Source organism: Methylobacter sp. S3L5C, assembly GCF_022788635.1.
GTDB lineage: Bacteria > Pseudomonadota > Gammaproteobacteria > Methylococcales > Methylomonadaceae > Methylobacter_C.
In genome coordinates this window covers 1,647,741-1,660,451 of the sequence record NZ_CP076024.1, presented here as the reverse complement: position 1 = coordinate 1,660,451, position 12,711 = coordinate 1,647,741, and the positions used below count along the sequence as shown (strand labels likewise).

Annotated in this window: 9 protein-coding genes; all 9 read left to right on the top strand. The window is 45.2% G+C overall.

All coding sequences use genetic code 11. The features are described 5' to 3' along the window. Positions 1 to 12 precede the first annotated feature (12 nt). Positions 13 to 732: a cytochrome b/b6 domain-containing protein gene (locus KKZ03_RS07675; protein WP_243220925.1), complete on the top strand. Its 720-nt coding sequence runs from the start codon at positions 13 to 15 to the stop codon at positions 730 to 732. Between the two features lie 248 nt (positions 733 to 980). Then, on the top strand, positions 981 to 1,442 hold the full coding sequence (locus tag KKZ03_RS07670) for a cytochrome c (RefSeq protein ID WP_243220924.1): 462 nt from the start codon (positions 981 to 983) through the stop codon (positions 1,440 to 1,442). 764 nt (positions 1,443 to 2,206) lie between these two features. Next, complete coding sequence (locus KKZ03_RS07665) at positions 2,207 to 5,173, top strand: TonB-dependent receptor plug domain-containing protein (protein ID WP_243220923.1); 2,967 nt, start codon at positions 2,207 to 2,209, stop codon at positions 5,171 to 5,173. A gap of 741 nt (positions 5,174 to 5,914) precedes the next feature. After that, on the top strand, positions 5,915 to 6,391 hold the full coding sequence (locus tag KKZ03_RS07660; protein ID WP_243220922.1) for a rhodanese-like domain-containing protein: 477 nt from the start codon (positions 5,915 to 5,917) through the stop codon (positions 6,389 to 6,391). A gap of 58 nt (positions 6,392 to 6,449) precedes the next feature. Then, positions 6,450 to 8,996, top strand: a complete 2,547-nt coding sequence (locus KKZ03_RS07655; protein ID WP_243220921.1) for a DUF1549 and DUF1553 domain-containing protein — start codon at positions 6,450 to 6,452, stop codon at positions 8,994 to 8,996. A 124-nt stretch (positions 8,997 to 9,120) separates the two neighbouring features. Next, positions 9,121 to 10,569, top strand: a complete 1,449-nt coding sequence (locus tag KKZ03_RS07650) for a DUF1501 domain-containing protein (protein WP_243220920.1) — start codon at positions 9,121 to 9,123, stop codon at positions 10,567 to 10,569. A gap of 212 nt (positions 10,570 to 10,781) precedes the next feature. Beyond that, a complete protein-coding gene (locus tag KKZ03_RS07645) occupies positions 10,782 to 11,168 on the top strand; it encodes a hypothetical protein (RefSeq protein WP_243220919.1) in 387 nt (128 codons plus the stop codon). Between the two features lie 30 nt (positions 11,169 to 11,198). Beyond that, on the top strand, positions 11,199 to 11,789 hold the full coding sequence (locus KKZ03_RS07640) for a peroxiredoxin (RefSeq protein ID WP_243220918.1): 591 nt from the start codon (positions 11,199 to 11,201) through the stop codon (positions 11,787 to 11,789). A 2-nt stretch (positions 11,790 to 11,791) separates the two neighbouring features. Beyond that, positions 11,792 to 12,553 carry a cytochrome c gene (locus KKZ03_RS07635; protein WP_243220917.1) on the top strand — a complete coding sequence of 254 codons (762 nt, stop codon included), beginning with the start codon at positions 11,792 to 11,794 and terminating at the stop codon, positions 12,551 to 12,553. Positions 12,554 to 12,711: the final 158 nt, after the last annotated feature.

The window sequence follows — 12,711 nt, the reverse complement described above, 5'->3', positions numbered from 1 at the left end:
AGGTGAATCAAGATGAAAGTTACTATTCATATTTGGGACTTGCCACACAGGCTGTTTCATTGGCTACTGGCAGTTTCTGTGGCAGCCTCTTACATCACCGCCAAAATCGGTGGATCGCTCATTGATTGGCATGGTCGTTTAGGTATTTTTATTTTGGGTTTACTGATTTTTCGGATTATCTGGGGCTTCATTGGCTCGACACATTCCCGATTTTCGACCTTCTTTCCGACCTTTTCACGACTTGCCGCTTATCTTAAAGGTCGCTGGCAGGGTATCGGTCATAATCCGTTAGGAGCGCTGTCAGTTATAGCCCTGCTGACTACAGTTGCTGTGCAGGTAGGTACCGGATTGTTTGCCAACGACGATATCGCCTTTGAAGGGCCGTTGTTCGACTTTGTCGACAAGTCTTTTAGCAACAAGTTAACCGGCTTGCACAGTACCACCTTCTATGTCTTGTTAGGGTTTGTTGTTTTGCATATAGTCGCCATCATTTTTTACCGATGGGTAAAAAAAACCAATCTGGTGACTCCCATGCTGACCGGAAAAAAAGAGATCCCCGTCGCCTTGGCAGAAGCAATGGCAATAACCCCCGATAAAAGCTTTGGCCCAATGCGCTTTATTTTGTCGATGATTATTTCCGGCACTGTGGTGTGGGGTGTTTCTGGCGGAATAACGCAACTATATCCCGTTCAAAGCCAACAACAAACAGCACAGGCACCATCAAGTTTTTAAGGCGATGTCCAAGAATGAATAGTCCCAAGTGGCACAGGATTTTTGTTTATTTTCAACGACTGCAAGGATGCAGGAGGTAGAGTAACGCAGGAGCAGTTGCCGAGGCGGAAAAATAGGCGCGTAGCTGACTACGTAACTATTTTGACAACGCAGCCAATGAATAAAAAGACCAGCGACGTGGGTATATTCTTCACAGGAAATCGCCTAAGGCATCAACATTTTTATAACACTCAATAAGGAACCAAAAAATGAAAAAAAAATTAACACTCGCGATTTTGCTTGCTGCAACCGGGACCGCGGCCATAGCCGGTCCCATTGAAGAACAAATAAGATTTCGTCAGTCTGCCTACTCATTTGCGGCCTGGAATGTTCAAAAAATAAAAAGCCAGGTAGTCGATCACCCCGAAACCTATAACAAAGATACCGTTACGGCAGCGGCCAATGCCATTGCAGCCATTGCCAACTCAGGATTGGGCGCACTCTATGGTGAAGGGACAGATCAGGGTATTGGCTGGGTAAAAACCCGTCTTAAACCGGAATTTTTCCAGAAAAAAGCCGAAGTGACCGTCGCGGCCAATACCTTTAATGAAGCGGCAAACGAATTGGCAAAAGTGGCAGCAACCGGTGATGTCAATTTGATCAAGACCCAGTTTGGCAAAGTCGGTGAGTCTTGCAAAGGCTGCCATGACCTGATTCGTATCAAGGAGTAAAACCCTGTTCAAAATAGCGACTGCATGATCTTTTGACAAAAGGCGGGTTGGCGATTGTTACCCTAACCCGCCGAAGGTTTTTTAATAAAGTCCTCCCCTGTTATTCGCTTTAATTACCCTACCTGCATTCAGCGCATTTCTTCTAAAAAACAGCTTCCTCCGTTTTACAAAACTTTCAGTTCGTTGCCTGTCATCAACATTGAAATACCTGAAAATCCAATCCGTATAAATCCCCTCGATATTTAAGCGACCTTATTCCCTACAAGACTTGATTAACCCATGGTTTTGCCTCGGAAGCCTGCAAAAAAAAAACAGGGTTATTGATGTTACGCAGCCGTTTTTCATGATAACGGCACTAACAATTATTGGTGAAACATCAACTGATTAACAAGGTACGACTGTTGATTAACAAACACTATATCAACAGAGGGTGCATATTCATAAGCAGGTAAAAGAACCTTAATTGCCTCTGCCTATCTCGTTAATTACAGAAAAACATCTCCGCAAAAAAATATAATTATCACTATAAATCAATATCTTGCCTTGTCATTTCACTCTATTTCAAAGAAAAATTCCAGCTATTTCAAAATTGGTACAGAGCTTGCTTTAGTACCTGATAACCCTGCCCGTTTCAGGGATGTCACCAGCTAAATTGGCTATAAAATCAACGTGTGCCGGCATTAGCTTAGCAAAAAACCAAAAATACATTTCAAATACTTGAAGCTGTCACATGGGTTTGAATTTTTAATCAAGGAAAATAAATAATGAACTATAACTCAATAAGTGCTTTTACAGACGGCATTAGCCGACAGCAGGGTATACCTCATACAGTAAGCCGTAAAAAAACACTTTCTGTCTGCGTGGCAGCGGCTTTGGTGGCCTGCTCTTCCATAATGGCTATTGAGGATGCTGACGCAGCTGACAGCAAGAGAAAATCAAAAAACAAAATTCATAAAGTCGATGTGGTGAATGAATTGCAGGCGGAAAATGCCCGTTTACGCGAGCAACTGGAGCAATTACAAGCGGCGCAAAAAGTTGGTGCAACATCTGGTACGGGAGCGATACCGGCTACATCCGCTACATCTACTATTGGCGCAGAAACTCCAGATGCAGCGACAACCGAGCCTGCCGAAGTGGTTGCTCAAGCAGAAGTTGAGGAAACCAAGGATCTTGGTGAAGTAGTTGTTAGTGGCCGCCGCGCAAAACCATTGCTTGAAAAGCTACATGATGTAAAACAGTCAGAATCAATTATTTCAGGCAAGGATCTTGATAAACAACTTGTGCAAGATTTGGGTGGTATTACACGACGCGCTTCAAACGTCCAGTTTAACCAAAATAATACCCGAGGCGCCTCCCTTTCTGTTCGTGGTGTAGGCAAACGGTCATTTACAGAAACCCAAGATCCGAGCGTTGGCATAACGGTCGACAATGTCAGCTATGGCTTATCGCAACTGGCCAACTTTAGTTTTTACGATGTTGATAACGCAGTTGTTACACGAGGCCCAAGAGGTACCGAAGGCGGTTTAAGTGCCAGCTCAGGTAAAGTTATTATTACCTCCAAGGCGCCTACATTTACTCCTACAGCCGATCTCTCCGTAGCCTATGGGCAACAAGAAACCCTTGTTATTAAAGGTGCACTTGGTGGCGCTGTGGTTGATGATCTATTGGCCTGGCGGGGCTCCTTCATTGTCGACAAAGCAAAAGGTTACTATGGGCAGGAGTATGATTCAAACTACAGTCTTTATAACAGGGACCGACTCAGTGGACGGATGCAGTTACTGTTTACCCCTACCTCTACTATAACTACAAGATTAATGGCTGATTTTGAGCCCAAACAACCACAACTTCAAAATGGCCTGAATTTCTATCATGCCCAACCCCAAAATTATGCCAATGGCAGCCTTGTAGATCCGAATGGTGCAGGGTCGCTGGCATCAACAAGGCTGTATGGTTTTACCAATACTTCCGGCGCATTTACCGGCCCACGTGCTTATTTCCAGGGCCGGGGTTTTAACTGGAACGATTATATTGGCGGTGAAGCGCGCAAAACCGTGTGGTTTGATCAAAATAAAGGTCAAACCGTATCCAATCAAGGGGCTTCACTACAGACTGACTGGAGTGTTGCTGACCATGTTTTAAGTTCCATTACCGCAGTGCGCCAATATAGATTCGACGCACACAATGACGAATACACACCTTTCGATATCAATGTCGATAACGGTGGCGGCGTAAATTATTCACAATACACCCAGGAAATTAAAATCAAAAATAACCTCGGCGGTTTTTTTGATTATAAAGCCGGTCTATTTGGAATGAAAACCAACGATACCATTGATTCAAAAAATGGTTGGGGATCTGATGCCGGCGCGTGGTTTGCCACCAATGCGCAATACAATATCCTGGATAAAAATGCGGGTACCAATCGGGGTGCCGGACTGGCACTGCTTAAAGATTCTTTACAAGACGCACGTGTCAAGCAGGCAACCAAAGTCAGTACGTTATCCGGCGCTATTTTTGGTGAAGGAGAATTGCATTTTACCGACAAATTTTCTTTAATTCCCGGCTTACGAGTAACCAAGGAGCATCGCGAAACAGCTGATAACAGAATCGTCACTGCCAACGGAGCGGGGTCCGCCTTAAATCCTGTTGCCGTGCGCGGTGTCCAAACGGGAGGATTTAACTCCAACGCTACAGGTGTTTTAGGCGCCAACTCTGCTACTCAATTACAACTGGCAGATAGTGTGGCTAACCGCTACTTTGGCACGGCGATAACCAATACCGCTGGGGCGGCTTACAATAGCCTGACCGCTGCCCAAAAAACCCAGATTGGCACCGCAAAAACAGTCCGCGCCAACCAAATTGGGCAATTATATAATACGGCTAATAGTGAATATGACGCTGTATTGTTTACCGGTCAATTTACACCGACTTACAAGATCAATGACGACTTAACCACCTATGTGTCTTGGCAATATGGTCAAAAATCGGGTTCTGCAATTGTTACCAATGGCTTACCAGATACCGTTAAACCCGAAGAAACCAACGCCGCAGAATTGGGACTGAAATCATTCTGGCTGGATAAGAAGGTGATCGTTAATGTTGATACTTTTATAATGGATATAAAAAACTATCAACAAACCGTTCAAGTGGTCGACCAATTTTCGACTAATCAAAATATTGCCAACGGTGTAGTCAATCCATTGGCCTATACGGCGGCACAAGGCAACGTTAACAAAGTCCGTGTGCATGGTGTCGAGTTGGATAGTGTATTTAATCTAATTCCTGACTTGTCATTGCGCTTGAATGGTGCCTACAACATTGCCAAATATGTAGACTACAAAAATGCCGCCAAGCCGGAAGAGTTGGCGTACCTGCCCGGCAGCTTTGTTGATATGAGCGGTAAAACCTTGCCCGGTGCTTCCAAATGGAGTTTTGTTGTCGGTGCCGATTATAGCAAGCCCTTTTATAATAAATATGTGTTCCATACCAGCGTGACGACCAATTTCCAGAGTGGTTACAATAACACCGACAATTTGTCAGTTTACGGCACGACTAATCCAAGAAGTTTAACCGACCTTGCTGTGGGTGTTGGTACCAAAAACAATATTTTGGATGCCAGCTTTATAGTCAAAAACTTATTTAATAATAATGAGCACGAGCAGGGCTGGAACTCTTATAGTCCTTACCCTTATCCGGTTTGGTATGGTGTTCAGTTAAGCGCAAAAATGTAAGACTTTTCAAACGTAACCAAGAACAAACGTTTTCTGCATGCCGCACGCGAGTATGCCAACAATGGCTATGACCGGATTGACTGCTTTAAGATATGACGTTTTTACAGATACCATCCCTTGAAGGAATTAAGGGTTATTACGATGCCGGTCAGGATTTGCAACCCTGACCGAAACGTTTGAAGGCTTCAAACGTTTTCAAAACATGAGTGACGGGGTTGCAAATCCCCGTCACGCTTCACAGATACAAAACTGCTCCTGCATTAATCAGTAATACCCCCAAGAAGCCTGCACCAGCATTTTTTACCGCCGTCATCTCATCTGATTTTTGGCTACCAACCAAGCCAGAACAGATACCATCCCTTGAAGGGATGATATCTGTAAAACCATCCCACTTTAAATTGGTAGTCTGATTTTTATATTCTCCAGCGCCTTAATTTTCCGCAAAGACTCATCGCAGTCATTATCTGTTTATGCAGCGACAGTGCCTGATGCTGGCCTGCTGTTTTTTCAACAAACTCGTTTAGGCACCACATAGCGCAGCCAATAGGCAGTACCAATCACAACCACCACTAAAATAATTTTACTGTTAAAAATCAATAGACTAACAGTTTTTTAGGCCGTTTTTTTTATCCCTGTGATGGCTACGGCAGCGTTGGCATGATAGCTGCTCACCTATAATTGACTGCATCACTATGACGCGTGCTCTATACGCTTTTAACAATTAATCAACGAGAAATAACCATGACGAAATCTTCAAAATTACTACTGCTATTATTGATTTTTTCTACTCCTATCGCCTTTGGAGCAACCAAAAACGCACCAAAAGTAGAAGCGCCAGTTGCTGAAGCTTATAAACCCAAGTCTCCACAAATTAACCGCGCAGGACTGGACGCTTTACTGGCCAAGCCTGATCAACTACTGATTATCGATTTACGACGCCCGGATGAAGTCAGTTCAATTGGCGGTTTTCCTGTCTACCTGAGCATTCAGGCTGATCAACTGGAAAAAAGTCTGGATTTTATTCCCAAAGACAGAGCAATTGTTACCGTATCCAACCATGCCGGACGCTCAGGCAAGTCAGCTGATTTATTAGCCAGTAAAGGCTATAAAGTGGCCGGTTACGTTGGCGCACAATACTACGAAGCCGAGGGCGGAAAACTTACCAAAATTGCCATTCCTGCACCCAAAACCAAAACTGCAGAAAAACCCAACCATTAATTTTTGATACAGCGATGCTAACAAAGATGTCAAACGCTTTTATTTTTGGAGTAAATCAATGAACAAAAAGAAACTGTATCTCGCAATTTTGTGGGGGCTTACCGGCGCAATAGCAGGGGAAGCTTTGGCAACGGCGGATCTATTCAATAATCCGGTTGGTGTCATAGGTGAGAAACCACAAGCGGATCTATTTAACAGCCCGGTAGCTGTAATCGGTTCACCAGCGGCGACGGCAGCACCAGCCCCGGCATTAGCGCCCACAGCTGAGAGCCAGCCAGCCGCAGTAGTAACTCCAGAAGTAAAAGCATCAACAGCTACGCCAGCACCGCAAACAGCTCCATCGGCAGCGGTAGTAATAGACACCAAAGTAGCGGCTGCAGAGGCTCCGGCGCCTCAAACGACCAAATCAAAACTCTGGTCATATCAACCGGTAAAATCACCGACGCCGCCAACTGTTAATAATAAAGCGTGGGTACGCACACCCATTGATGCTTTCGTTCTGGGGCCTTTGGAGGCAAAAGGCCTGACACCTTCACCTGATGCAGATCGCTCGGCGTTTATACGCCGCGCCACTTTGGATGCCTGGGGAGTTATCCCCTCGCCGGAAGAAGTCGCCGCTTTTGTCAATGACACGTCACCCGATGCTTATGAAAAACTCGCGGATCGCTTGTTGGCATCGACCCAATACGGTGAGCGTCAAGCGCGTCGCTGGCTGGATTTAGCACGTTATGCAGACAGTACCGGTTTTCAGAATGATGAGACACGGCCCAATTTATGGCGTTACCGCGAATATGTGATCAACGCGTTTAACCATGACAAACCTTATTCACAATTCGTTAAGGAGCAAATTGCCGGTGATGAGCTATTACCTGATAAACAGGAAGGCTTGATAGCGACTGGTTTTCTGGCGGGCTTCCCGGACAATAGCAACTCACGCGACCTGGTGCAGCGAAAATATCAAATTGCCACTGATATGACCGATACCGTAGGTAAGGTTATGCTGGGCCAGACTGTTGAATGCGCACGGTGCCACAATCATAAATTCGACAAGATTAGTCAGAAAGATTACTTCTCGTTGCAATCGTTTTTTGCCAATGTCAGCGCTGTTGACAATATCCCGGCTGTAAAAGGCGCTGTGGAACATAACTATGATACTGCGTGGAACAAATGGGAAGCCGCTACCAAAGAAATTCACGATAAACAAAAAGCAATTATCGACACCGTCAGGGAAAAAGCAGAAAAACATCATAAAGAACGTTACCTGACCGATAGCAGAGAAGCCATTTTCAAACCCAAGAATGAATGGAATGCTCAGGATCGCTGGGTTAACCATCGCCTGGCGAACGTAACTAGTGAAGCCAGCTTAACGGCTTACCTTAGGGATGCAGCGGAAAGCAAAGGCAAAGATACCGATTCCAGCCCGGAAATCACGGCAAAGTGGGAACAGTATGAAAAGTTAACTGATGATTTGAAGAAATTTAAGGATCTTAAGCCAACTACCGGCTCGACTCAAATTTCTGCAATGACCGAACTTGGCCATGCTGATGCACCGCCTAGTTATGTATTTTTTGGCGGCGATCATGAACGGCCACTGGAGCAGGTACAACCGGCGTTTCCTGAAGCTATTACTGACGAAAAACCGGATATTAAACCCACCGCATTTTCATCAGGCCGTAGAACAGCTCTGGCAAATTGGATAGCTAGCGATACTAACCCGCTGACAGCAAGAGTTTACGTTAATCGTGTCTGGGAAGAATATTTCGGACACGGTATCGTTGAAACCGTCAGTGATTTTGGTAAGGCGGGTCAAAAACCTACCAATCCTGAGTTGCTCGACTATCTGGCATCCAATTTTATCAAGCAAGGCTGGAGCGTAAAAAAACTGCATCGTGAGATTTTATTATCCAGCGTATACCGTCAATCTTCTGATTACCGTCAAGATATTGCCAAAGCCGATGTAGACAACAAGTTATTGGCAGTATTCCCACGTAAACGTCTTGAGGCAGAACAAATTCGCGACTCGCTACTGGTTGCTTCGGGAAAAATTGAGGATCAAGTGGGTGGCCCGAGTGTATTTCCACCAGTTCCTGCAAACTTGGGTGCCGGCAATCTATGGGAGGTTTCCAAGAATGCCCATGATTATAATCGACGTAGTTTGTATATTTTTACCCGTCGCAGTGTCCCTTACCCATTACTGGAGTCCTTTAACATGGCCTCAGCACAAGAAGCGCACAGTAAACGTGAAGTAACAACTTCGCCATTACAATCACTTGCCTTGATTAATAGTGATGTCGTTTTCGAATGGTCACAAGCGTTGGCCGGAAGGGTTATTAACGAGGCGGGTAATGATGAGCCGGCTCAGTTGGACAGGCTCTATCAAATATTATTTTCACGAAAAGCTTCCGATAGCGAAAAAGAGACTTTGCAAAAGTTTTTGAATAATCACGAAAAGGTCGTCAGAGAAAAAACATCAGAAGGTAAATTCGCGGTCAGCATACCTACCGGCTTAAAGGATAATAAAAAATTGGATCCCATACGTGCAGCTGCTTTTGTTGATCTGGTGCATACGGTCGCGAATTCCAACGAATTCATCTACCGGTTTTAACGATAACCATCATTTTTTTGACTGCCCATTTAAGCCGGGACAATTTTACAGATGACAGCCCTTCAAGGGGTGAAATCAATCCCAGCTTAAGTTGGTAGCTACTTTTTTAAAGGAAACAGACATCATGAACAATCAATCACGTAGAGATTTTTTACTCAAATCAGGATATGGCATCGGCGGACTTGCGCTGAGTGGATTACTGCCGGGCGCAGGTGGCATATTTTCCAGTGCAATAGCAGCCGACCTGCTTGATCCTTTGGCACCCAAACAGCCGCATTTCCCCGGTAAAGTCAAATCGGTAATTTGGCTACATCAGCACGGTGCGCCAAGTACGCTTGATTTATACGACTATAAACCTGAGCTGATAAAAATGGCAGGGCAAGAGGTTCCGGCTTCTTTCCTGAAGGGCATCAAGACCAGTACGCAAGGCGGACTCGGCAAACTGTTTGCTTCGGACCGAACCTGGAAGCAACATGGGCAAAGCGGTGCCTGGTTCTCTGACCTGTTGCCAAATATTGCCCAACATGCCGATGATATTGCTTTCATCAAGTCCAGCGTGACCGTAGGTGCTACCCATGACATTTCAATACTCAAGTTAAACTCTGGCGGCTTAAATCCTGGAAGACCTGCTTTGGGTGCATGGATTCAATATGCCTTGGGCTCGGCTAACCCTGATTTACCGGCTTATGTCGTTCTCTACAATGGCAAGAAGGAACCCAGTGGTGGCGCTGTAAACTGGAGTTCCGGCTTCCTGCCGGCTGTTTATCAAGGTACGGCTTTCCGTTCAGGAAAATCGCCTATCCTGCATTTGGATCGCCCTGAGCTGGTTGCGGCATCACAACAAAGCGATAATCTTAAGCTCTTAAAGCAGTTAAACGAGATCAAAGGCATTGCATACCCTGAAGATACTGAACTTCAGGCACGTATCCGCGCTTACGATCTGGCTGAACGTATGCAAACTTCAGCGCCGGAAGCCGTTGACCTCAATAAAGAATCCGACGCCACCAAGAATCTTTATGGTTTGAATGATGATGTTACCAAAGAATACGGTACCAATTTGTTGCGTGCACGACGCCTGGTAGAGCGCGGTGTGCGCTTCATACAGGTCGTTACCGGCCCGGTAGATGTAGATGGTGATGAAAGAGACTGGGATGCTCATACCAAACTGGAAGAAAATCACGGCAAACATGCCAGAGTTGTCGATAAACCGATTGCCGGTCTTCTGACAGACTTGAAAGCCTTAGGTTTGCTTGATTCGACGTTAGTCGTATGGACATCTGAATTTGGACGCACCTCATGGGGCGAAAGCGGCACCGGACGAGACCACAATGCCTGGGGCTACACGCAATGGCTTGCCGGCGGCGGCGTTAAAGCCGGAACAACGTATGGCGCAACTGATGAAATTGGTTTGCAGGTGGCTGATAAAAGTACGGCAGTCGATACCTATGATTTACACGCAACGGTTCTCAATCAGATGGGGCTGGATCATTTAAAGTTAATCTATACACATCAAGGCCGTTCGGAACGTCCTACCGTTGTTTATGGCAAGGTTATTAAGGAGCTTATCGCTTAAGATGATTTTCTGCGCCATTCGGGTATATTTGTCACCTTGGTAACCTTATCGTATTAACTGGGTTCGATAATAACCCGGCAGGATTATACCTTCCGGGTTATTTTTATTTTATTCACTTTTCAAACCAATAAACTCAATGAGACCATCTACTGTAATCGTTTATGCACACGGCATGGCAAGCTGGAAATCAGCCTTTTAAGGACCAAAATAATATGCGTAAAACAATTAATCTTTGCGGAATTATTTTCGTGCTGGCAAGCAGTATTGTCTATGCTGAAGCCGAATTTGATTTCGAAGAGCTAATGGAGTCAATAGACAACAATTCTCATAATCTGCAGGGCAATATCGCCAGCAAAGATGCTACTGCAACGATCACGCTTGCAAAAAAAATGCAGAGCGATTTCAAACTGGTCGAAGGTTTTTTTGAAAAACGAGGCAATGCCGCTGATGCGGTCACCGACGCCAAAAGATATGAAGATATGGCCGCCGAAATCGTAGCCTTTGTTGAAGCCGGTAATTTTGATTCGGCATCAGTCAAGGCTATTGAAATATCAAATTCTTGTGATGATGCTTGTCACGATACCTATAAACCACTTTAACCCCTCCCCTTTTATTTAAAGAGTAAAACTATGAAACGTCTTCTATTGGGCTGCCTCTTATCAAGTGCCATCACATTTCCCGCCGTCGCCGCGTTGCCTACAGGTCATCCAGCCCCGGATTTTAAAACCCAAGCTTCTCTGGCTGGCAAGGCATTTAGTTATTCATTGAAAGATGCCCTGCAGAAAGGTCCTGTCGTGGTCTATTTTTACCCTTCTGCCTACACCGGCGGTTGTAACATTCAAGCACACACCTTTGCTGTCAACGCTGACAACTTCGCTGCCGCTGGTGCCACCATTATTGGTGTGTCTCTGGACAGTATAGAAAGACTTAACGATTTCTCGGCCGACCCGGACTATTGCGCCGGAAAAGTCGCCGTTGCCTCCGATGCTGACGGCGCTATAGCCAAATCCTATGATTTGACCGTTAAAGACGCTGCCGAGGGCAAAAAGGATTCACGCGGCGTTGAAATCACTCATGGCTTTGCCGAGCGCACCACTTTTATTATTACCACTGATGGCAAAATCGCAGCGACTTTGGAAGGACTTAAGCCCGCTGAAAATGTTGCAAAAGCACTTGAAATCGTGCAAAAACTTGCCACTGACAAGCAAACGGCAAAATAAGTATGAGGTTGTCACGTTTTGTGTCGCGGCTAAACATCGTCCCTGTTGCAATAGTTTCTCAAGTAGATTTTTCTCAGCAAAGGCGACACAAACAACTACTCCATCAATACTGGAAAAGGAGTTCTTTTCTTGCTATCAGTACTCTCGCGCTAATCACTTCGGTCAAGAGTATGGCGGCAGATGAGCCTGTGGTAATTTCCGCACAACAAATTGGGAGTGGTAATCCTGTTATCGGCAAGGAGAAGTCTGATTCCGGTCGGTGCCAGGAATGTCATGGTGTGGATGGCAACAGTAATGATGAAAGAATCCCTAACCATGCAGGACAACATGAAGGATACTTGATCAAACAGTTGAGTAATTTCCAGTCCGGTGAACGGTATCATGTAGTAATGACCATTATGGCTGAAGACTTAAGCGCTACTGACAAGGCCGATATAGCCGCTTATTTCGCCAGTCAGAAAATCATGCACGGCGAAGGTGGCAACGATAATACGCCCGCCAAAAATTTGTTTGTGAACGGCGACCAGGCCAGAGATATTCCAGCCTGCATAAGCTGCCACGGCGACAACGGCAAGGGCAAAATTGCCGATAGGGTTATCTACCCTGTCATTGGCGGACAACAAAGAGTTTACTTACGCTCTCAATTAATTAATTGGAAGCTTGGCGATCGAAAAAATAGTACTGATGGCGTGATGAATAAAATTGCCAAATCACTTACTGATGATGAAATCGATGCCTTGGCCAATTATATTTGCGGGCTGTAAAAAGTAGCCTGCCAAGCTAAAAACCCATGACCGTGTTAATAAAACACTATTTTCAATTAAGGTGATATCCGAGAATTAATAGTCCCAATTGGCACAGGATTTTTGTTTATTTACAAGGCGGAAAAATAGGCACGTAGCTGGCTACGTAACTATTTTGA

Excerpts from the sequence above, each read along its gene's own strand:
- KKZ03_RS07670 (WP_243220924.1), top strand. The coding sequence starts at position 981 with ATGAAAAAAAAATTAACACTCGCGATTTTGCTTGCTGCAACCGGGACC.
- KKZ03_RS07645 (WP_243220919.1), top strand. The coding sequence starts at position 10,782 with ATGCGTAAAACAATTAATCTTTGCGGAATTATTTTCGTGCTGGCAAGC.
- KKZ03_RS07635 (WP_243220917.1), top strand. The coding sequence starts at position 11,792 with ATGAGGTTGTCACGTTTTGTGTCGCGGCTAAACATCGTCCCTGTTGCA.
- KKZ03_RS07675 (WP_243220925.1), top strand. The coding sequence starts at position 13 with ATGAAAGTTACTATTCATATTTGGGACTTGCCACACAGGCTGTTTCAT.
- KKZ03_RS07650 (WP_243220920.1), top strand. The coding sequence starts at position 9,121 with ATGAACAATCAATCACGTAGAGATTTTTTACTCAAATCAGGATATGGC.
- KKZ03_RS07660 (WP_243220922.1), top strand. The coding sequence starts at position 5,915 with ATGACGAAATCTTCAAAATTACTACTGCTATTATTGATTTTTTCTACT.
- KKZ03_RS07655 (WP_243220921.1), top strand. The coding sequence starts at position 6,450 with ATGAACAAAAAGAAACTGTATCTCGCAATTTTGTGGGGGCTTACCGGC.
- KKZ03_RS07665 (WP_243220923.1), top strand. The coding sequence starts at position 2,207 with ATGAACTATAACTCAATAAGTGCTTTTACAGACGGCATTAGCCGACAG.
- KKZ03_RS07640 (WP_243220918.1), top strand. The coding sequence starts at position 11,199 with ATGAAACGTCTTCTATTGGGCTGCCTCTTATCAAGTGCCATCACATTT.